The sequence below is a fragment of the Pseudomonas sp. FP1740 genome, from assembly GCF_030687165.1.
Taxonomy (GTDB): Bacteria; Pseudomonadota; Gammaproteobacteria; order Pseudomonadales; family Pseudomonadaceae; genus Aquipseudomonas.
Map to the genome: position 1 here is coordinate 3,882,892 of NZ_CP117461.1, position 18,960 is coordinate 3,901,851.

Annotated in this window: 22 protein-coding genes; 12 read left to right on the top strand and 10 right to left on the bottom strand. The window is 61.1% G+C overall.

The window, feature by feature from the left end:
• Nucleotides 1-61: 61 nt before the first annotated feature.
• Both pdxH and norR read right to left on the bottom strand, forming a co-directional pair.
• On the bottom strand, nt 62-709 hold the full coding sequence (pdxH, locus tag PSH69_RS17350) for a pyridoxamine 5'-phosphate oxidase (RefSeq protein WP_305409220.1): 648 nt from the start codon (nt 707-709) through the stop codon (nt 62-64).
• Between the two features lie 99 nt (nt 710-808).
• A complete protein-coding gene (gene norR, locus PSH69_RS17355) occupies nt 809-2,338 on the bottom strand; it encodes a nitric oxide reductase transcriptional regulator NorR (protein ID WP_305412844.1) in 1,530 nt (509 codons plus the stop codon).
• A gap of 155 nt (nt 2,339-2,493) precedes the next feature.
• On the opposite strand from norR, the gene ytfE reads away from it, so the two are divergent.
• Nucleotides 2,494-3,168, top strand: a complete 675-nt coding sequence (gene ytfE, locus PSH69_RS17360) for an iron-sulfur cluster repair protein YtfE (RefSeq protein WP_305409221.1) — start codon at nt 2,494-2,496, stop codon at nt 3,166-3,168.
• 75 nt (nt 3,169-3,243) lie between these two features.
• Here ytfE and PSH69_RS17365 read toward each other — a convergent pair whose 3' ends face one another.
• Nucleotides 3,244-3,681, bottom strand: a complete 438-nt coding sequence (locus PSH69_RS17365; protein ID WP_105341008.1) for a hypothetical protein — start codon at nt 3,679-3,681, stop codon at nt 3,244-3,246.
• Between the two features lie 28 nt (nt 3,682-3,709).
• On the bottom strand, nt 3,710-4,900 hold the full coding sequence (locus PSH69_RS17370; protein ID WP_305409222.1) for an NnrS family protein: 1,191 nt from the start codon (nt 4,898-4,900) through the stop codon (nt 3,710-3,712).
• Between the two features lie 597 nt (nt 4,901-5,497).
• On the opposite strand from PSH69_RS17370, the gene PSH69_RS17375 reads away from it, so the two are divergent.
• The gene (locus tag PSH69_RS17375) at nt 5,498-6,181 is read left to right on the top strand and encodes a Crp/Fnr family transcriptional regulator (protein ID WP_305409223.1); all 684 of its coding nucleotides are present in this window, start codon (nt 5,498-5,500) and stop codon (nt 6,179-6,181) included.
• A 5-nt stretch (nt 6,182-6,186) separates the two neighbouring features.
• On the top strand, nt 6,187-6,372 hold the full coding sequence (locus PSH69_RS17380; RefSeq protein WP_370695264.1) for a protein DnrP: 186 nt from the start codon (nt 6,187-6,189) through the stop codon (nt 6,370-6,372).
• A gap of 171 nt (nt 6,373-6,543) precedes the next feature.
• On the opposite strand, the gene PSH69_RS17385 is transcribed toward PSH69_RS17380, so the two are convergent.
• The 6 genes from PSH69_RS17385 to PSH69_RS17410 all read right to left on the bottom strand — a co-directional run bounded on the left by PSH69_RS17385 (nt 6,544) and on the right by PSH69_RS17410 (nt 12,079).
• Nucleotides 6,544-8,385, bottom strand: a complete 1,842-nt coding sequence (locus PSH69_RS17385) for a nitric oxide reductase activation protein NorD (protein ID WP_305409225.1) — start codon at nt 8,383-8,385, stop codon at nt 6,544-6,546.
• A 78-nt stretch (nt 8,386-8,463) separates the two neighbouring features.
• On the bottom strand, nt 8,464-9,891 hold the full coding sequence (locus tag PSH69_RS17390) for a cbb3-type cytochrome c oxidase subunit I (RefSeq protein WP_111454563.1): 1,428 nt from the start codon (nt 9,889-9,891) through the stop codon (nt 8,464-8,466).
• A gap of 3 nt (nt 9,892-9,894) precedes the next feature.
• A complete protein-coding gene (locus tag PSH69_RS17395) occupies nt 9,895-10,335 on the bottom strand; it encodes a cytochrome c (protein WP_018927787.1) in 441 nt (146 codons plus the stop codon).
• Nucleotides 10,336-10,456: 121 nt separating this feature from the next.
• The gene (locus PSH69_RS17400) at nt 10,457-10,714 is read right to left on the bottom strand and encodes a cytochrome C oxidase subunit IV family protein (protein WP_305409226.1); all 258 of its coding nucleotides are present in this window, start codon (nt 10,712-10,714) and stop codon (nt 10,457-10,459) included.
• Nucleotides 10,715-10,725: 11 nt separating this feature from the next.
• Nucleotides 10,726-11,313 carry a cytochrome c oxidase subunit 3 gene (locus tag PSH69_RS17405; protein WP_305409227.1) on the bottom strand — a complete coding sequence of 196 codons (588 nt, stop codon included), beginning with the start codon at nt 11,311-11,313 and terminating at the stop codon, nt 10,726-10,728.
• Nucleotides 11,297-12,079 carry a CbbQ/NirQ/NorQ/GpvN family protein gene (locus PSH69_RS17410; protein WP_370695265.1) on the bottom strand — a complete coding sequence of 261 codons (783 nt, stop codon included), beginning with the start codon at nt 12,077-12,079 and terminating at the stop codon, nt 11,297-11,299. The genes PSH69_RS17405 and PSH69_RS17410 overlap by 17 nt, the downstream gene beginning before the upstream one ends.
• 208 nt (nt 12,080-12,287) lie before the next feature.
• Here PSH69_RS17410 and PSH69_RS17415 point away from each other — a divergent pair, with 208 nt between their 5' ends.
• The 9 genes from PSH69_RS17415 to nirJ are packed head-to-tail and all read left to right on the top strand — an operon-like array spanning nt 12,288 to nt 18,926.
• Nucleotides 12,288-13,979: a cytochrome D1 domain-containing protein gene (locus PSH69_RS17415; RefSeq protein ID WP_370695211.1), complete on the top strand. Its 1,692-nt coding sequence runs from the start codon at nt 12,288-12,290 to the stop codon at nt 13,977-13,979.
• Nucleotides 13,980-14,003: 24 nt separating this feature from the next.
• Nucleotides 14,004-14,318 (top strand): c-type cytochrome, encoded by a 315-nt coding sequence (locus tag PSH69_RS17420; protein WP_305409228.1) that lies wholly within the window; start codon nt 14,004-14,006, stop codon nt 14,316-14,318.
• 15 nt (nt 14,319-14,333) lie between these two features.
• Complete coding sequence (locus PSH69_RS17425; RefSeq protein WP_305409229.1) at nt 14,334-14,660, top strand: cytochrome c; 327 nt, start codon at nt 14,334-14,336, stop codon at nt 14,658-14,660.
• A complete protein-coding gene (locus PSH69_RS17430; RefSeq protein ID WP_305409230.1) occupies nt 14,657-15,835 on the top strand; it encodes a cytochrome D1 domain-containing protein in 1,179 nt (392 codons plus the stop codon). Before PSH69_RS17425 ends, PSH69_RS17430 begins: the two co-directional genes overlap by 4 nt.
• A 1-nt stretch (nt 15,836) precedes the next feature.
• Entirely contained in the window at nt 15,837-16,295 is a 459-nt protein-coding gene (locus tag PSH69_RS17435) for an Lrp/AsnC family transcriptional regulator (protein ID WP_305409231.1), read from the top strand.
• Nucleotides 16,292-16,807: an AsnC family protein gene (locus tag PSH69_RS17440; protein ID WP_305409232.1), complete on the top strand. Its 516-nt coding sequence runs from the start codon at nt 16,292-16,294 to the stop codon at nt 16,805-16,807. Before PSH69_RS17435 ends, PSH69_RS17440 begins: the two co-directional genes overlap by 4 nt.
• On the top strand, nt 16,800-17,243 hold the full coding sequence (locus PSH69_RS17445; protein WP_305409233.1) for an Lrp/AsnC family transcriptional regulator: 444 nt from the start codon (nt 16,800-16,802) through the stop codon (nt 17,241-17,243). Before PSH69_RS17440 ends, PSH69_RS17445 begins: the two co-directional genes overlap by 8 nt.
• On the top strand, nt 17,218-17,721 hold the full coding sequence (locus tag PSH69_RS17450; RefSeq protein WP_305409234.1) for a nitrite reductase: 504 nt from the start codon (nt 17,218-17,220) through the stop codon (nt 17,719-17,721). Before PSH69_RS17445 ends, PSH69_RS17450 begins: the two co-directional genes overlap by 26 nt.
• 26 nt (nt 17,722-17,747) lie before the next feature.
• Nucleotides 17,748-18,926 carry a heme d1 biosynthesis radical SAM protein NirJ gene (gene nirJ / locus PSH69_RS17455; protein WP_305409235.1) on the top strand — a complete coding sequence of 393 codons (1,179 nt, stop codon included), beginning with the start codon at nt 17,748-17,750 and terminating at the stop codon, nt 18,924-18,926.
• Nucleotides 18,927-18,960 lie beyond the last annotated feature (34 nt).

The following is an 18,960-nucleotide window of genomic DNA, read 5'->3' on the forward strand; positions in this document are numbered from 1 at the left end:
ACGACTACTGCGCAGCCGAACGCAGCCTGCGGCAGCTGCTACGGGGGAACTTACTCGTCGCTCAAGGCGCCAAACGACTCCGTTGCCATACACCATCTCGCAACCGGTAATCGAGGCGGTCATGCAAGCGGTCGGCACGGCCCTGCCAGAACTCCAGACGTTCAGGGTGCAGGCAATAACCGCCCCAATGTTCGGGGCGCGAAACGGTCTGGCCAACGAAGCGCTTGATGGTCTGCGCCAGCATCGACTCCAGCGCGGCACGACTGGCCAACGGACGGCTTTGCGGTGAAGCCCAGGCGCCCAGGCGACTGGCCATCGAGCGGGAATCGAAGTATGCATCCGAGAGTTGCGGGTCGAGCCTGGACACCCGGCCTTCGATGCGCACTTGACGCTCCAGCCCCGGCCAGAAAAACGTCATGGCGGCATAGGGATTGGCGGCCAGTTGCCGACCCTTGTCGCTCTGATAATTACCGAAAAAAGTAAAACCTTCATCGCTCAAGCCTTTGAGCAACAGCACCCGACAGTGCGGCCGCCCTTCATCATCGACCGTCGCCAGCACCATGCTATTGGCCTCGACAGGTGCGCACTCGGTGTCGCGGGCCTGTTGCAGCCATTGCCGGAACATCGCCAGCGGATCGTCCAGCGCAGCCTCATCTTGCAGGCCATTAAGGGTGTAGTTACGGCGCATTTGGGCCAGGGACAGGGGCATGACGGTGATCTCCGGAAGGTTTTGCGCAGTGTGCGAGGCACTGCGCGATACCACCTTGACCGCCATCAACACCGAGCGTCGACGCGGCAGCGCCCTGACCTACTTCAGACGCAGGCGTCGCGCCAGTTTGTGCAAATTGCTGGGGTCGACTTCCAGCATCCGCGCGGCGCTGGCCCAGTTGTCCCCGGACAGGCTCAGGGCCTCGAGGATCTTCCTGCGCTGGTAATCGTCGACGGCTTCGCCCAAGGGCTGGAACGGTAGATCAGCCGTAATGTCCCGGGATGGCTCGACCTCTGCCGCCGGTGCTGCCATCGGGCTGTCGAGATCGAGAACCTCTGGCTCCAGCGTCATGATCGATGTGCGACTCGTCCCGCGACTGAGCTGCTTCAACGCCGCCCGACTGATGACGTGCTCCAGTTCGCGCACATTGCCCGGCCAGGTGTATGCCAGCAAGGCTCGCTCCGCCGCTGGCGACAAACGCAAACCTCGCAGGCCGAGCCGCGCCCGATTGAGCTCCAGAAAATGCCCGGCCAGCATCAACACATCGTGACCACGCTCGCGCAGGGCCGGAATCGGCACCGGATACACCGAGAGCCGGTGATACAGATCGGCCCGAAACAAGCCGTCGCGAATGCTGTCCGGCAGGTGCCGGTTGGTGGCGGCGATGATTCGCACATCGACGTGCAACGGCTTGTCGGCGCCCAGACGCTGGATCTCACCGTTTTGCAGGGTGCGCAGCAATTTCGCTTGCACGCTCAAGGGCAACTCCCCGACTTCATCGAGAAACAGCGTGCCACCGTTGGCGGCGTCGAAGCGTCCGGCACGGTCACTCGTAGCACCGGAAAAGGCGCCTTTGACATGCCCGAACAACTCACTCTCTGCCAGCGACTCTGGCAAGGCGGCGCAGTTAACCTGTATCAGCGGTTTGTGGTGGCGCCTTGAAAGACGATGCAGGCGCCGGGCGAACAGCTCTTTGCCGACGCCGGTCTCGCCCAGCAGCAATACCGGCAGATCGGAATCGGCCAGTACATCCAGCTCATTGAGCAACTGATGCAACACCTCACTCTGCCCAAGGATCTCGCCCTCTCCGACGGGCATGCGCAAGTCCTGGGGATCGCTGCGGGACAGGCGCAAACTGCGGTTTTCCTGCTCCAGGCGGGTGACCCGCACGGCGGCTTCGATCTGCAAGGTGCAGCGCTTGAGTTCTTCCCGCGCCCGGTTGTCAAAGGTCCCGGCGTGCAGTGCATCGAGGGTGATCGCGCCCCAGATCCGCCCCTCGACATAGAGGCTCACGCCCATGCAGTCATGCACCGGCAGCGGCTCGCCGATGTGGTTGTCGAGCAAGCCATCATAGGGGTCGGGCAAGCGACTGTCGGGCTCGAACCAGGTCGGCTCGCGCGACGCCATGATTGCCGCCAGCCGAGGATGCTGGGCAATGACGAACCGCCGTCCCAACGCTTCATGAACCAGCCCCACCGTCGCAACGGGCCTGAGGCTGTCGTCATCCAGGCGCAGCAAGCCCACGGCGCCACTGTTGAAGTATTCGCGCAGGGTCTGGACCAGTCGTTGCAACCGCACGGCATTGGGCAACTCGACGATCAGGTCGGCCGCCAGGCTTTCTCGCAGCATGGTAGTCATCACCCTCTATGGTTGGATTCACCCTGAAGCATCAGGGTGAATATCACCACAACTAAAAATTAATCCATGGTTTTCAATCAGTTGAAAATGGCATGCCGGATGCAATAGGCCTGGGGAACCTGTTGAAACCTAAACAAGGAACCCTGATGAGCCAGCCCCTATTGGAACAAAGCCTCGACCAACTGGCCTGCGACATTCCCGGTGCCACCCGGATCTTTCACACCTTCAAACTGGACTTCTGTTGTGGCGGGCATAAAAGCCTGCGCGAAGCGGCCCTTGGCAAAAACCTCGATCCGGTCCTCATTGCCGACGCCCTGCAGATTCTGCAAGACGCCGGCGAAACCCAACACGACTGGCGCAACGAACCGTCCGAACTGCTGATCGCCCACCTTCTGGCGCGCTACCACGCCCGCCACCGCGAGCAACTGCCGGAGCTGATCCGACTGGCCCGGCGCGTCGAGCAGGTCCATGGTGCGCGCAGCAGCTGCCCCAACGGCCTGGCCGACCTTCTGACCGACATGCAACAGGAACTCGAAGGCCACATGCTCAAGGAAGAACAGGTGCTGTTCCCGATGCTGCAACAAGGCATCGGTCCTCAAGCGGCGCCGCCGATCCAGGTATTGCGCTTCGAGCATGATCAACATGGTGAAGCACTGGAGAAAATGCTCGCCCTGACCAATCACATCATCCCGCCGGCCGATGCCTGCAACACCTGGCGCGCCCTCTATCGCGGGCTGCTGGAGTTCAAAGACGACTTGATGCAACACATCCACCTGGAAAACAACGTGTTGTTCATTAATGCCCTGAACCCCCGCCATTGATCGATAGTCGGCCACCCCCAACCCGCGCCATCCAACCGGATGACGCGGGTTTTGTTTATGAGGGACGAATTGCGATCAGCCGTGCCAATAGAACATGGCCTTGGCCAGGATCACGATCAACACCATGTGCCCGAGGATGCTGCGGCGAATCCAGCTTGCGCGGGTCGCGGTCAGGCGCCCGTGGGTCAGCCAATAGGCCAGCAGCAAGTAATGACCGATGATGCTCAGGGCCAATAAAATTTTCAGGCTCAGCAACGTAGCAAAACTGCTGGCCAACGGCTGACTCAATGCGCCCCGGTACTGCCACGCCAAACCGATGCCGGCGCCATACAACAGCAACACCACGCCATGCAGCACTTTGCGCGAGCGCACGGCAATCGCCTGGTCCGCCGTCACTTGCGATACGTCCGTCAACTGCTGGCGAGCGCGATGCCAGATAACCACCTCGAAAAACAGCGTGCCGATGAAGGCAATCGCCGCCAGCAAATGCGTGACCAGTAAAAAGGGATACATCAGCGGCTGCCTCCATTCATTCGCGTATTCATCCCGGATGACCGTCGACCCGGGCCCGCAACAGCATCGGCCCATAGCGCCAGGCATACAGCGCAAACGCCAGCGTCCAGCACAGGCCCGCCAACCACAATGCGGCCAAGGGGAAAAACAGGATCAACACCACCCGGCTCAGACACGCCAGGTTGAGCAAAATGAAGGCCAGGGTCATGCCCGAGGGCGGTTCCAGGGGGCGACCGGTGTGGCCGAGGCTGACCCGCGCGATCATCGCCAGCACCAGGCCAGCCATGGCCCCTATGGTCAGGCAATGCACCGCCAGACTCGGGTTAACCGGCACACCGAAATGCCACAGCGCCATCACGAGACACGCCACCGCCAGCCAGCCATAGGCCAGATGCAGCGACCACAACAACGGCACGCGCCAGAGTGCCCGGTCATGCCAGCGCACCAGGCGCACCAGATGCCCTGCCGCCAGCACCGCGAACAGCAGGCCCACCCAGACATCGGCGGCGAGCGCAGGTCCTGCGGCATACAACAACGCCACCAGCGGCGAACCGACCAACAGCAGGCGATCCAGCCAGGGCCAGGCGGCAACGCCTTCCACCCGACCAAGGCCGCGCTGGGTGAAGAACGGAATCACCCGCCCGCCGATCAACCCCATCATCGCCGCAACCAGCCAGATGCCGCTCAGCACGCCCTGGCGTTGCCAGCCTTCATGCCCCTCGACCAGACCATACAGGGACAACCCGTCAGCCACGGCCAACAACAGCAAAACCACCACAATCGGGTAGTTACGTTTCTGCCGCACTTTCCACAAGGTGAAGCCCATAAGTACCGCCACCGCCAACGGGAACGCCAGTTCCAGCACGGCGAGCAACGGCCATGGCGCATTGGCCAGCCAGGCCACCCGCGCCAACAACCACAGCAACGCCAGCGCGGCCAACGGTTTGCCGCTGAGGCCTGGGCGACCGGTCCAGGTCTGCACCGCCGTCAACAGAAAGCCCGCGATAATCGCCAAGCCGAACCCGAACAACAATTCATGACGATGCCAGCCCAGCCAACCGCCCGCCGGTTGCCAGTTGGAAATCGAACCACTGAACGCCGCCAGCCAGAGCGGAATGGCCAGCACCGCCAACAGGCAGCCGGCGAGGAAAAATGGCCGAAAGGCCAGCCGAAACAGCGGCGTGATTGCCATCGCTTTACGGCGGTCAAGCACTTGCATAAAACCACTCCTCTACCTTGTTGCTGACCTGACACCAACCCGCAGGCGCCGAGGTAAATCCAGGGGCAATCATCGGGTATTGCCGATCCATTGCCGTTGTCGCAGATCAAGTGTGCAAGGGGCGTGCCCCGATACTCATTCGAACCCCGGTGGCGAGGGGGCTTGCCCCCGTTGGAGTGCGAAGCGCTCCTGAAACCAGCATCCGCGACGCGTCATATAGAACCCATCAACCAGTTTTACGACTGCTGCGCAGCCGAACGGGGGCAAGCCCCCTCGCCACGGGGTGATCGGCTCAGGGTAGAAATGACCATTTAAGGGTTATTTACACCCCAGGCAGCATAGTCTTTTTTACCCTCACACCTGAGAACCTCACTAAACAAGGGCCTCCGGGCCTGGCCCGCGTCTTGCTCAGCATGGGCAACCTTACAGAAACCCTGGATCCCTCTCGATTACCCGGAGTCGTCATGAAAAAAGTCATCCAGCCACTGGCCTGGTTCGTGGTGTTGACCTCAATCCTGGCCGTGGCCAGCGGCGTTTCCCTGGGCCTCGTCTGACTTGATCACCAGCCCCCCTTCTCAATCTTCAGGATGAATTCTCATGGTGCTTCACCGCGTCCATCACCAGATTCTGCGCAGTCATCATCTGTTCGAGCCGTTGAACGAAGAACAGCTGGACGAATTGATGAGTACCAGCCAATTGCTGAGCATCGACAAAGGCGAGCCGTTGTTCCGTCAGGGCGAGCCGGCCGATGCGTTCTACTTCGTGATTGCCGGCGCGGTAAAAATCTACCGGCTGGCACCGGATGGGCAGGAGAAAGTGTTCGAGGTCATCAGCGAGCGGCAAACCTTCGCCGAGGCGATGATGCTGATGGACACCCCAAACTATGTGGCCTCGGCCGAAGCGATCTGCCCCACCCAGCTCTATCGTTTATCCAACAGCACCTACATGCGCCTGCTGCAGAGCAATAGTCGGTTGACCTTCGCACTACTGGGCAAGCTCTGCGTTCGCTTACATCAACGGGTCAACGAAATCGAAACCCTGTCGCTGAAAAACGCCACCCACCGGGTCGTGCGTTATCTGCTGACGCAACTGGTGCGCCAGCAAACCGTTGACTGCCAATTCGAACTGCCGATGGCCAAGCAACTGATTGCCGGGCATCTGTCGATCCAGCCGGAAACCTTTTCGCGGATCATCCGTCGCTTGATCGATGAAAACATCATCACCCAGGACGGCCGTCAGATTGCCATTCTTGATCGTCTGCGCCTGGAACAGTTCGAGTGAGCGCCATGCCCGTCTGCCTGTATTGCCAACATGCCAACCCGTCACAAGAAACCGAGTGCCACCAATGCGGCATGCCCCTGCCGGTACTGGCTGAACACGCCGGGGAACGTCGACAGCGCCGATTCATGTGGTTCTGCGTTGGCCTGACGGTCTTTTGCGTGGTGATGTTTTTCTGGCTGCCGCGCAGCTGAAGATCGCACATATCCCTGTAGCAGCTGGCGCAGCCTGCGTTCGGCTGCGCAGCAGTCGTAAATCCTGAGCCCACGGTACGACTGAAACACCGCGTTGTATGGTTTTGCGACTGCTGCGCAGCCGAACGCAGCCTTCGGCAGCTGCTACAAGGGTGCAGGTGGTCAAGGACATCACGGTTGGGTCAGCTGGCGGTACAACTGCGGCAAGCGCAGGGGCAGTTGTTCGGGCTGGCGGATCAAGGTGTAGCCATTGGCGCCGAACATGTACGGCAGGTAATCCCCGGCCTCGCGATCGATCGTGATACAGAACGGCGTCAGCCCCTGACGCCGTGCCTCCAGCACCGCCTGGCGGGTATCTTCAACACCGTAGCGCCCTTCATACAGATCCAGATCATTCGGTTTGCCATCCGTCAGCAGTAACAGCAGTTTGCTGCGCCGCTTGCTCGTGCCCAATAGTTTCGTGGCCTGGCGAATGGCAGCCCCCATGCGTGTGTAGTACCCCGGTTTGAGACCTTGAATACGACCTCGGGTGGTGTCGTCATAACGCTGGATGAACGACTTGAGTTCCTGCATGCGCACTTGCTGACGACGCAACGAGGAAAACCCGTACAGGGCGAAATCATCACCCAACACCGACAAGGTTTCGCCGAACAGCAGCAGGCTGTCGCGGATCACGTCGATGACACGATGCTGATCGTTCAGGTGGGCGTCAGTGGACATCGACACGTCGGCCAGCAACAGGCACGCCAGGTCGCGGCGGGTCTGCCGCTGCTCCATGAACAGACCGCGTTCGGCGCACTGGCCGTGCTCGCGCTCAACGTGAAAATCCAGCCAGGCCTGCATGTCCAGCTCTGACCCCTGAGGTTGTTGGCGTAACCATTGACGATCATTGCGCAGGTGCTCGAACTGACGCCGCAAACGGTGCGCCGAGGGCTTCAAGCGTAGCGGCAGCGGCTGCGCCTCACAGTCGCGGGGCACCAGCATTTGCAGGTTGACTAAGCTGTCCTGCATCCGTTGTTTGCGATAGTCCCACTCCGGCAACTTGATGCCCTCGCCCAAGGGAATGTCGTCGACATCGGCCGGTGGTAAATCCAGGTGCAGCTTGAGACCGCCGCCCTTGCGCAGACGGGTGCGCGACAGGGTCAATTCATCCAGGTCGTCGGCGACTCGGGCAGCGTCCGGGTCTTCGCTGTCGTCCGACCAGCGATCCAGGTCCACGTGCTCGGTCCAGCTGAACAGGTTCTCCAGACGCACCACCAACAGCCCGCCATCGCGGGTGCTTTCGTCGATCCGCGTCGCGCGTTTACGCCCGCCTTTCTGTTCGCCGGGTGGGGTGGTCAACAACTCTTCGGATTCATCGCCCAGATCGGCAGCCTGGGGGCTGGCGAGGTTTTGTGGCGGATACAACCACAGCGGCAGCGGCCACGCCGCCCGTTCGCTACGGGGAAAATGCTCGACACTGCCGGGCTCGCGCAACGCCTGGCATAACGCCCGTTCCAGTGCCGCTTCGCTGGCGTTCAACGAGGCCGGATCGGGGCGCAATTGCAGATGGGCATCGACCAGTCGTTGGTAACGAACACGTAGCGCTGGATAGCGTCGCAGCAGCTGTTGCGTCCAGCGTTGATTGTCCTGGCCCCAGTGGCGCATCGGCCCGGCCTGCGCCGCCAGCAACGCGAGCCAGCGATAGAGTTCCTCGTTCAACGCCACTTCAGGAAACACCGCCAAGCTCGACGGCAGCCGCAAATTGCTCGCGTCGCACCACGCCAACGGCACTTGTTTGCAGGTGCCGGCGATCTGCTGCAACACGTTGCGGCGCAGCAGCAGATCGCGGTCGCTGGCCGCTTCCACACCGACACCATTGGCACCGCCCATGGCGCGGAACAACAGCGCCAGCGGGCGTTGCTGGCTGGCCAGTTCAACCCGTGCTTCGGGGAAATCAGGGCTCGCGCGCCGGGTGATGAAACGATGCCAGACACTGCCTACCCACTCTTCCAGTTCGACGGTAAACGCCATGATGCTTGCCCTTGCTGGAAACCAAAAAAACGGCCCGCTGTATCAGCCGGGCCGACCTTTTCTAGCTATTGCACTCGTTCATGAAGGCACAACCGCAGCCGGGGCGCGCAAGGCTGCGCGGCCACGTTGCTTGAAGCTGAACAGGTAACAGATCAGCCCGGCGAAGAAGCCGAGACCGGCACCCAGACGCGCCCAGAACAGCACTTGCAGATGCTCGACCGTGGACATGAATGGCAAGGCACTGCCATCGACAGCCCAGCGCTGCAACATCACCTGTACGACACCGGCCGCGGTGAGGAACAACGTGATCATCACCATCGACAGGGTCATCAACCAGAAGCCCCAGATTTCGAGGGTCTGCGAACGCTCGTCACCGGCTTCACCCAGCCCGCGCAAGCGTGGCATGGCGTAGCTGATCAAGGTCATCACGATCATCGCGTAAGCACCGTAGAAAGCCAGGTGACCGTGGGCTGCCGTCAGTTGCGAACCATGGGTGTAGAAGTTGACCGGCGCCAGGGTATGCAGAAAGCCCCAGACACCCGCACCGAAGAACGCCGTGACCGTAGTCCCCTTGGCCCACAGCGTGGCGGCGCGGTTCGGGTGTTGCCGACGACGGTTCTTCACCATGCTGAAGGCAAAGATCACCATGGCCAGGAACGGCAGCGGTTCGAATGCGGAGAAGATCGAGCCGACCCACAGCCAGACCTCGGGCGCACCGATCCAGAAGAAGTGGTGACCGGTGCCGATGATCCCGGTAATCAGCGCCATGGCGATGATCACGTAGAGCCATTTCTCCACGACTTCCCGGTCGACACCGGTGATCTTGATCAGCACGAAGGCGAGCATCGAGCCCATGATCAGTTCCCACACGCCTTCCACCCAAAGATGCACCACCCACCACCAGTAGAACTTGTCGCGGGCCAGGTTACCGGGGTTGTAGAAGGAGAACAGGAAGAATACCGCAAGGCCGATCAACCCGGTCATCATCACCATGCTGACCGTGGTCTTGCGACCTTTGAGCAGGGTCATGCCGATGTTATAGAGGAAGCCCAGGCACACCACCACAATGCCCATCTTGGTGATGGTCGGCTGCTCCAGGAACTCCCGGCCCATGGTCGGCAGCAGCTCGTTATGCGTCAGTTTGGCCAGGCCCGCATAAGGCACCAGCAGATAGCCGAGAATCGTCAGCACACCAGCAGCGGCGAATACCCAGAACAGAATGATCGCCAGCTTCGGGCTGTGCAGTTCGCGGTCGGCCTCTTCCGGAATCAGGTAATAGGCGGCGCCCATGAAGCCGAACAGCAACCAGACGATCAGCAGATTGGTGTGCACCATCCGCGCCACGTTGAAGGGAATGATCGGGAACAGAAAGTCTCCGATCACGTATTGCACCCCCATGATCAAACCGAACAGCACCTGACCGAGAAACAGCATCAGGGCAAACACGAAGTACGGTTTGGCCACGGCTTGCGAGGCGAATTTCAGATGCGGATTAGCGATGCTCATCTCTTAGCCCTCCTTGTTTGGCGGCCAGCCATTGGTGTTGATGTTCGAGCTCCATTTGAGGAACTCGGCGATGTCATCCACCTCTTGCTCGCTCAACTTGAACTGCGGCATCGCTCGTCGGCCCGGTACACCCAGTGGCTGCATTTTCATCCAGGCATGTAGAAAAGGTTTAAAGCCCTCCTCCCCGCCGCGCCGCTGGAATACGTTGCCCAGCTCTGGCGCAAAGTAGGCGCCCTCGCCCAGCAACGTGTGGCAGCCGACGCAGTTGTTTTGCTCCCAGACCGTCTTGCCGCGAATCACTGATTCGGTTAACTGCGCTTCGTTGCTACGCACTGGAAAGGTCTGTTCCGTGTGATAGGTCAAGGCCAGGAATATCAGGAAGAAAAAGACGCTTCCCCCGAAGTAGATATTCCTGGCCATGCCTTTGGTGAAGGTCTCTGACATGGTCGCTTCCTCTTTGCTTGGCGTGCTCATGATAGAAAGCGAGGGGGTAAAACCTGCTTGATGGCGATCAAGAAAGGCAGATGGTTTTGGTCGGGTATAGGCACCAGGACGCCACAGATGGCTAGCGGAACAACACCAGCGTCAGCCCCACAACGGTCGCCAACACCAGCGCCCAGCTCACCATCAACCGGCGCCACAATCGCGGCGCGTGACGCATCTCCATGAAGCCATCGGCGATCAGCCAGGCCTTGCCAACCGCCACCAGCAAAATGGCAATGGACAACAGCCACGTCGCGCCGACTTGTGACAACACAACGGTGCACACGCTTAATGTGGCCAACGCTGCCCAGCAGACGAGCAACAACCTGGAAGCCGACATCAGAACCTCCGTCAATTCAGCACGTACACCAGCGGAAACAGCACGACCCAGATCAGATCGACCATGTGCCAATACAGCACGCCCGATTCAAGCCCGCTGCGGTTGGCGGCGTTGTACAGGCCTCGACGGCAGCGCTCGGCCAGCCATCCGAGAATGACCATGCCGAGCAATACATGGAGAAAATGAAAACCGGTGAGGATCCAGTAGAGGGTGAAAAACGTGTTGTGCTCCATGCCCAGCCCCGAGGCCAGCAAATGCCGGTATTCGGTAAGTTTCAACACCACGTAAACGCTGCCGGCAAGCAACGCGGCCAGCAGAAGCACGGCGCCGTGGAGGGACCGGGAGCGCCTGACCTGCTCCTGAGCCAGCGCGGCGAACAGCCCGGCGGTGAGCAGGCTCAGGGTCATCGCCAGGCCGGTAGAGGTGTTGAGCAATTGACGGCTTTCACCGAACAGCTGCGGCTTGAGTGCCTGGGTCACGGCGAACGCCAGAATCAGGATGGCGAACACCGACAACTCGGCCAAAATGAAAAACCACATCGCCAGATCGCCCGGCAGGTGGCCACGCGCAACGCCCCTGGACTCAGCCGAAGTGGACATCAACCACGCCCATCAGCGCCGCAACCGTCAGCGGATCATCGCTCAGCGGCTCGGCCAGGCAAGCCATGCACGCTTCACGCGGGCTCATGCCGGAGCGGATCATTCGCGCGGTAAAAATCAACAGCCGTGTCGAGGCGACTTCCTCAAGATCATGTTGATCCAGCCTTCGCAGGGCCTGCCCCAGCCTGACCACTTGCGCCGCCAACGCGCTGTCCACCTGCGCTTCCCGACTGACAATACGCTCTTCGTCGGCCACCGGCGGATAGCCGAAACGCATCGCCACGAAACGTTGTCGGGTGCTGGGTTTCATGCCTTTGAGCAGGTTCTGGTAGCCGGGGTTGTACGACACGACCAGCATGAATGAGGATGGCGCCTGCAACACTTCGCCGGTGCGTTCCAGGAACAACTCGCGACGATCATCGGCCAGTGGGTGCAGTACGACCACAGTGTCCTGCCGCGCCTCGACCACTTCGTCCAGATAACAAATACCGCCTTCACGTACCGCGCGGGTCAGCGGTCCGTCCTGCCACCAGGTGCCCTGGGCACCGATTAAATGACGACCGATCAGGTCGGCGGCACTCAGGTCGTCATGGCAAGCCACGGTGTACAGCGGCAGCTTCAGCCGATGGGCCATGTGCTGGACGAAACGGGTCTTGCCACACCCCGTCGGGCCTTTGATCAGTACGGGCATGCCGTGTCGCCAGGCTTGCTCGAACAGCGCCTCCTCATTATTGAGCGGTTGATAGAAGGGTTCGCAAGACTGGATTCGGTCCATGGGCTGTCTGTTCCAAAAGCGGATTCAAGCCACACGCTACGGGCGCCTGCGACAACCTGGCAAGCGACATGGCCGGCAAACTTGATCGCGGTCAAGCAAGCATTGGCCTGCTCGGGCATAGCCTTGCACGGCACTAAGAACCTGCGTTCTGCGCTGCCGTTCCAGCACATCGCAAAGGTCTTGCCTGAGGAGAAATGGAATGCTGATCAGCAATAGAAAAACGTTTGCTCTGACTGTCGCCACATTGTGGTCGGCGCTGGCCCTTGCGGTGACTCACGCAGCCAGAGCCGAGGAACCCGCCACTGCTGCGGCCAGCCCGCTGATGGTCAAAACCGCCGGAGCGCCCGACATGAGTCAGGCCGAGTTCGACGCGTCCAAGGAAATCTACTTCCAGCGCTGCGCCGGCTGCCACGGCGTGCTGCGCAAAGGCGCCACGGGTAAACCACTGACGCCGGACATTACCCAGTCTCGCGGCCAACCGTATCTGGAGGCGTTGATTACCTTCGGTTCACCAGCGGGCATGCCGAACTGGGGAACATCGAATGCACTGACCAAGGATCAGATCACGGCCATGGCCAAGTTCATTCAGCACACACCGCCCACGCCACCGGAATGGGGCATGGCCGAGACGCTGAAAACCTGGAAAGTACTGGTCAAGCCCGAGGATCGTCCGAAGAAGCAACTGAGCAAACTCAATCTGCCGAACCTGTTTTCGGTGACGTTGCGCGATGACGGCAAGATTGCCCTGATCGACGGTGACAGCAAGAAAATCGTCAAGCTGATCGAGACCGGTTACGCGGTGCACATCTCGCGCATTTCTGCCTCCGGTCGCTACCTGCTGGTGATTGGTCGAGACGCCCGGATCGACATGATCGACCTGTGGCCGGTGGAGCCGACCAAGGTCGCCGAGGTCAAAGTGGGCATCGAGGCGCGCTCGGTGGAGACCTCCAAGTTCAAGGGCTACGAAGACAAATACACGGTCGCCGGCTCCTACTGGCCACCGCAATTCACCATCATGGATGGCGAAACCCTGGAGCCCAAACAGATCGTCTCGACCCGCGGCATGACTGTCGACAAGCAGGAATATCACCCGGAACCCCGGGTCGCGGCGATCATCGCCTCCCACGAATGGCCGGAGTTCATCGTCAACGTCAAGGAAACCGGCAAGGTCATGCTGGTCAATTACCAGGACATCAAAAACCTCACCATCACCTACATCGATGCCGCCCCCTTCCTGCATGACGGCGGTTGGGACAGCACCCATCGCTACTTCATGACCGCCGCCAACAACTCCAACAAAGTCGCCGTGATCGACTCCAAGGATCGCAGGTTGGCCGCCCTGGTGGACGTCGGCAAAACCCCTCACCCGGGTCGTGGCGCCAACTTTGATCATCCTGTCTACGGGCCGGTCTGGGCCACCAGCCACCTGGGAGACGACAGTATCTCGCTTATCGGTACCGACCCGGCCAAACACCCGCAATACGCCTGGAAACAGGTCGCCTCGCTCAAGGGCCAGGGCGGCGGTTCGTTGTTCATCAAAACCCACCCCAACTCGCGCCACCTGTATGTCGACACCACCCTCAACCCGGACGCCAGGCTGAGTCAGTCGGTGGCGGTGTTCAACCTCGACAAACTCGACACCGGCTACACCGTGCTGCCCATCGCCGAGTACGCAGGCATCAAGCAAGGCGCCATGCGGGTCGTGCAGCCGGAATACAACAAGGCCGGCGATGAGGTCTGGTTCTCCGTGTGGAGCGGCCAATCAGAGGAGTCGGCACTGGTGGTGATCGACGACAAAACGCTGAAGCTCAAATCGGTGATCAAGGACAAACGACTGATTACCCCCACCGGGAAATTCAATGTCTACAACACCCAACACGACATTTATTGAGCTCCATCAATGCAAGGAACGACCATGAAAAATACTCTGCTTTCACTGTTCGCCCTGACCGGCGCATTGAGCCTGCAACCGGTGGTGGCCCAAGACGCGCCGGAGCTGTTCAAGAGCAAACCCTGTGCAGCCTGCCATTCCATCGACACTAAATTAGTCGGCCCGGCACTCAAGGAAGTAGCCGCCCGGAACGCTGGCGTGGCCGGTGCCACGGACACCCTGGCCAACCACATCAAGAACGGTACGCAAGGTAACTGGGGCCCGATACCAATGCCGGCCAACCCGGTGACGGATGACGAAGCGAAGACACTTGCAACTTGGGTCCTGAGTCTCAAATAGCCAACGGAGGGCGCCATGATGGTTCATCGACACGCAGTGGTTCTGGCGGCCCTCCTCCTTTTTTGCGCGACCTCGGTTGCGGCGCCGAACGCCAAGCGTCAGGCCCAACTCGAGCACCTGCTGGCCCAGGATTGCGGCGCCTGTCATGGACTGCACATGACCGGCGGGCTGGGTCCGGACCTGACGCGTGCAACCCTGGCCGGCAAGTCCCGGGACAGCCTGATTGCCACCGTCACCCAAGGCCGCCCCGGCACCGCGATGCCCGGCTGGGGCCCATTGCTCAGCCCGGACGACATTCGTTGGCTGGTCGATCTTCTTCTCCAGGGATACCCCGCACCATGATCCGTTCAACCCTGCTTTTAGCGGCGACCGGGCTGTTGTTGTCCGCCTGCGCTCAGTCACCTTTGCGTGGTACCGGCGATCTGGGCGTGGTGGTGGAGCGCGCCACCGGCAGCGTGCAAATCATCGAAAGCGCTACCCACACCGCGCTGGCCCGCCTCGAGGGCTTCGGCGACTTGTCCCATGCCTCGGTGGTGTTTTCCCGCGACCAGCGTTATGCCTATGTGTTCGGCCGCGACGGCGGGTTGAGCAAAATCAACCTGCTGACCCAACGCATCGACCATCGCGTCATCCAGGGCGGCAACAGCATCGGCGGCGCCATCAGTCAGGACGGCAAGTTGATCGCAGTCTCCAACTACGTGCCCGGCGGCGTGAAGGTGTTCGATGCCGTCACTCTGCAACAGGTGGCCGATATTCCCGCGACACCGCTCGCCGATGGCAGCAAACGCTCACGGGTGGTCGGCCTGGTCGACGCGCCCGGTCAGCGTTTTGTGTTCAGCCTGTTCGATACCGGCGAGATCTGGAGCGCGGATTTCAGTCAAGGCAACACGCCGCAGATCAGCCGCTTCACCGGCATCGGCCAGCAACCCTACGACGCGCTGATTACCCCCGATGGTCGCTATTACATGGCTGGACTGTTCGGCGAAGACGGCATGGCGCAACTCGACCTCTGGCACCCCGAGCGCGGGGTGCAGCGAGTGCTCGGTGATTACGGACGCGGCCAGGCGAAGTTGCCCGTCTACAAGATGCCGCATCTGGAGGGCTGGGCCGTTGCCGACAACCAGGCCTTCGTACCCGCCGTCGGCCGTCATCAGGTGCTGGTGATGGATTCCCGCTCGTGGCAGCAGACCGCTGTCATCCCGGTGGCCGGCCAACCGGTGTTCGTCACGTCGCGGCCGGACGGTCGGCAACTGTGGGTCAATTTCGCCTACCCGGACAACGATCGGGTCCAGGTCATCGACACCGAGACCCACGCCGTGGTCGCCGATCTGCGACCGGGGCCGGCGGTGCTGCACATGGAATTCACCGCGCGCGGCGACCAGTTGTGGCTGTCGTTACGCGATGGCGATCAGGTTCAGGTCTGGGATCCGTACAGCCTGAAGCAGCTGAGCACCCTTCCCGCCACCGCGCCGAGCGGCATCTTCTTCAGCAGTCGCGCGCAGAAAATGGGCTATTGAAATGAACCTCGACCTGCTCAGCCGCCAACTGATCGACCGCTTCCAGCACGGCATGCCGTTGTGCCCGGAACCTTACAAGGAGATGGCCCGGATTCTCGGTTGCCGCGAGGCCCAGGTGATGGATTGTCTGGAAGAAATGGCTCAGGCCGGCACCCTCTCACGCATCGGCCCGGTGTTCGAACACCGCCGCGCCGGGGCCAGTACCCTCGCCGCCTTCGCCGTGCCTGCCGAACGTCTGCAACAGGTCGCCGAGCGCGTCAGCCAGTATCCCGAGGTCAATCACAACTACGCACGGGAGCATTTCTACAACCTGTGGTTTGTGCTGACCGGGCCTGATCGCCCACACATCGAACGTGTTCTCGAACAACTTGAGAACGAAACCGGCCTTGTTCCGCTGGATCTGCCGATGTTGACCGCTTACCGCATCGACCTCGGTTTTGCCTTGGGAGAAGGCCCATGAAGCCGGGATTGAGTCCCGAACAGACACAGGCCTTACGAAGGCACCTGGAAGACGGATTACCGAGTGTTTCGCGCCCCTATCAGGCCCTCGCCGAACGGATAAACGCCGACGAAAACCAGGTGCTCGCGCAGATGCACCAGTGGCACGAACAGGGGCTGTTTCGCCGGGTCGGCCTGGTGCTCAACCATCGCGCACTGGGCTTTACCGCCAACGCCATGCTGGTGCTGGATGTTCCGGACGCGCTGATCGACGAAGTCGGCCAGCGCCTGGGGCGAGCGTCCGGTATCACCCTCTGCTATCAACGGCCACGGCGCCTGCCGCAGTGGCGCTACAACCTGTTCTGCATGGTTCACGGACGCCAACGCGCGCAGGTCGAGGCGCAGATCCAGACGTTGCTGGAAGAACACTTGCTGAGTGACCTGCCCCATCAACTGCTGTTCAGCACCCATGCCTTCAAACAATGCGGCGGACGCTTTGCCGCCTCCTCAACGGGAACCAAGCCCCATGGATGATCTTGACCGTCGGTTGATCAACCGCTTGCAACTGGGCCTGCCGCTGGTGCGTAACCCCTGGCAGGCGCTGGCCAGCGAACTGGACAGCAGCAGTACTGAATTGCTCCACCGCCTCCACGAACTGCTCTGTGAAGGAATACTCACGCGCTTCGGTCCGATGTTCGACATCGAACGCCTCGGTGGCGCCTTCACCCTCGCGGCGCTGGCAGTGCCGGAAGAACGGTTCGAAGAGGTCGCCGAGCAACTGCACGCCCTGCCTGAAGTGGCGCACAACTATCGACGCGAACACGCCTGGAACATGTGGTTCGTGCTCGCCTGCGCGACCGAACAAGACGTCACCAAAACCTTGCAATACATCGAAACCCTGACCGGTTTGCCGCTGCTCAACGTGCCTAAAGAGGAGACTTACCATGTCGGTCTGTACTTCCCGGTCTGAAGACACCCTGGCGCACCGGCTGATTGAACTGACCCAGGCCGGCTTGCCGCTGCTGGATGACCCGTGGGCCTGGCTCGCCGAACAGCTGGACCTGAGCATCGAATCCACCCTGGATCTGCTCAAGCGCTTGCAGGCCGAGGGCGCGATCCGGCGCATCGCCGCTGTCCCCAACCACTATCGCCTGGGCTATCGCTACAACGGCATGACCGTTTGGGATGTGCGCAACACCGACATGCCGCGCCTCGGCGCGCTGATCGGCGCACAGCCTTTTGTCAGCCACTGCTATCGACGCCCGCGACGAACCGCGTGGCGCTACAACCTGTTCGCCATGGTGCACGGTCGCAGCCGCGAGGAAATCGACAGCTACCGCGAACACCTGCGCTACTTGCTGGGCGACGCCTGTGTCGCCGACGAGATGCTGGTGAGCAGTCGCATCCTGAAAAAAACCGGATTACGGCTACCGCCAGTGCCACGCTGAACACGCGCTGGTTCAAGGAGAGTTGCATGTTGAGGATCAGCCAATACCTGCGTGCCCTGACCGGCCAGGTGCCCGTCCCCAGAACCAGCCCACCGGGCAGCAACCGGCCGCCGGTGGTGATCTGGAACCTGCTCAGGCGCTGCAACCTGACCTGCAAACACTGCTACGCCACGTCCGCCGACAGCGTCTTTCGCGACGAACTGGATACGCCCGCCGCGCTGACCGTGATCGACGATCTGCACGATGCCGGCGTGAAGGTATTGATTCTTTCCGGCGGTGAACCCCTGCTGCGTGACGATCTGTTTGTGCTCAGCGCCTATGCCCGCACGAAGGGTTTCTTTGTGGCTTTGTCCACCAACGGCACATTGATCGATGAGCAGAACATCGCGCAGATCCGCGCAGCGAATTTCGATTATGTCGGGATCAGCATCGACGGCCTGGAAGCCACCCATGACGCCTTCCGTCAATTGAAGGGCAGCTTCGCCAGTTCCATGCGGGCGATCCGGCTCTGTCGCGAACAGGGCATTCGCGTCGGTCTACGGACCACATTGACCCAGGAGAACCATGCGCAACTGCCCCAACTGCTGGCGTTGATGCGCGAGTACGACGTGCAAAAGTTTTATCTATCGCACCTCAACTACAGCGGTCGCGGCAAACGCAGCCGCCAGCTCGACGCCCGGCAGCAGATGAGCCGCGAGGCGATGACGCTGATCTTCGAACGGGCCTGGGAGGACATCCAGCGGGGTCGTGACAGCGATTTTGTCAGCGGCAACAACGATGCCGACGCGATTCTCCTGCTGCAATGGGTAGGCCTGCATCTACCCGAGCATTACCGGCGCCTGGAACACATGCTCCGCGCCTGGGGCGGCAACGCCTCGGGCAGCGGCATCGCCAACATCGACAACACCGGCGAAGTGCACCCCGACACCTATTGGTGGCAGCACTCGGTGGGCAATGTCCGGCACACGCCGTTTCGCACGCTGTGGCTGGACCGCCCGGACGCCTTGTTGCAGCAACTGCGCACGCATCCTCGGGCCGTCGGTGGCCGCTGTGCTCAATGCCGCTGGCTAAGCATCTGCAACGGCAATACCCGCACCCGCGCCTGGGCCGAAGGTGATCTCTGGGGCCCGGACCCCGGATGCCACCTCAGCGATGAAGAAATCGGCATACCACCATTAACGACCATCCCTTGCGTCATGCACTGAAACACCCGCCTGGCGAGCCATCTGACAAAGGATG

What these genes read in the sequence shown, in the direction of transcription:
- PSH69_RS17420 (WP_305409228.1), top strand. Translation starts at nt 14,004, where the DNA reads ATGAAAAATACTCTGCTTTCACTGTTCGCCCTGACCGGCGCATTGAGC.
- PSH69_RS17435 (WP_305409231.1), top strand. Translation starts at nt 15,837, where the DNA reads ATGAACCTCGACCTGCTCAGCCGCCAACTGATCGACCGCTTCCAGCAC.
- ytfE (WP_305409221.1), top strand. Translation starts at nt 2,494, where the DNA reads ATGAGCCAGCCCCTATTGGAACAAAGCCTCGACCAACTGGCCTGCGAC.
- PSH69_RS17400 (WP_305409226.1), bottom strand. Translation starts at nt 10,714, where the DNA reads ATGTCGGCTTCCAGGTTGTTGCTCGTCTGCTGGGCAGCGTTGGCCACA.
- PSH69_RS17395 (WP_018927787.1), bottom strand. Translation starts at nt 10,335, where the DNA reads ATGTCAGAGACCTTCACCAAAGGCATGGCCAGGAATATCTACTTCGGG.
- norR (WP_305412844.1), bottom strand. Translation starts at nt 2,338, where the DNA reads ATGCTGCGAGAAAGCCTGGCGGCCGACCTGATCGTCGAGTTGCCCAAT.
- PSH69_RS17450 (WP_305409234.1), top strand. Translation starts at nt 17,218, where the DNA reads ATGTCGGTCTGTACTTCCCGGTCTGAAGACACCCTGGCGCACCGGCTG.
- PSH69_RS17390 (WP_111454563.1), bottom strand. Translation starts at nt 9,891, where the DNA reads ATGAGCATCGCTAATCCGCATCTGAAATTCGCCTCGCAAGCCGTGGCC.
- PSH69_RS17375 (WP_305409223.1), top strand. Translation starts at nt 5,498, where the DNA reads ATGGTGCTTCACCGCGTCCATCACCAGATTCTGCGCAGTCATCATCTG.
- PSH69_RS17425 (WP_305409229.1), top strand. Translation starts at nt 14,334, where the DNA reads ATGATGGTTCATCGACACGCAGTGGTTCTGGCGGCCCTCCTCCTTTTT.
- PSH69_RS17370 (WP_305409222.1), bottom strand. Translation starts at nt 4,900, where the DNA reads ATGCAAGTGCTTGACCGCCGTAAAGCGATGGCAATCACGCCGCTGTTT.
- pdxH (WP_305409220.1), bottom strand. Translation starts at nt 709, where the DNA reads ATGCCCCTGTCCCTGGCCCAAATGCGCCGTAACTACACCCTTAATGGC.
- nirJ (WP_305409235.1), top strand. Translation starts at nt 17,748, where the DNA reads ATGTTGAGGATCAGCCAATACCTGCGTGCCCTGACCGGCCAGGTGCCC.
- PSH69_RS17385 (WP_305409225.1), bottom strand. Translation starts at nt 8,385, where the DNA reads ATGGCGTTTACCGTCGAACTGGAAGAGTGGGTAGGCAGTGTCTGGCAT.
- PSH69_RS17440 (WP_305409232.1), top strand. Translation starts at nt 16,292, where the DNA reads ATGAAGCCGGGATTGAGTCCCGAACAGACACAGGCCTTACGAAGGCAC.
- PSH69_RS17430 (WP_305409230.1), top strand. Translation starts at nt 14,657, where the DNA reads ATGATCCGTTCAACCCTGCTTTTAGCGGCGACCGGGCTGTTGTTGTCC.
- PSH69_RS17365 (WP_105341008.1), bottom strand. Translation starts at nt 3,681, where the DNA reads ATGTATCCCTTTTTACTGGTCACGCATTTGCTGGCGGCGATTGCCTTC.
- PSH69_RS17445 (WP_305409233.1), top strand. Translation starts at nt 16,800, where the DNA reads ATGGATGATCTTGACCGTCGGTTGATCAACCGCTTGCAACTGGGCCTG.
- PSH69_RS17415 (WP_370695211.1), top strand. Translation starts at nt 12,288, where the DNA reads ATGCTGATCAGCAATAGAAAAACGTTTGCTCTGACTGTCGCCACATTG.
- PSH69_RS17380 (WP_370695264.1), top strand. Translation starts at nt 6,187, where the DNA reads ATGCCCGTCTGCCTGTATTGCCAACATGCCAACCCGTCACAAGAAACC.
- PSH69_RS17405 (WP_305409227.1), bottom strand. Translation starts at nt 11,313, where the DNA reads ATGTCCACTTCGGCTGAGTCCAGGGGCGTTGCGCGTGGCCACCTGCCG.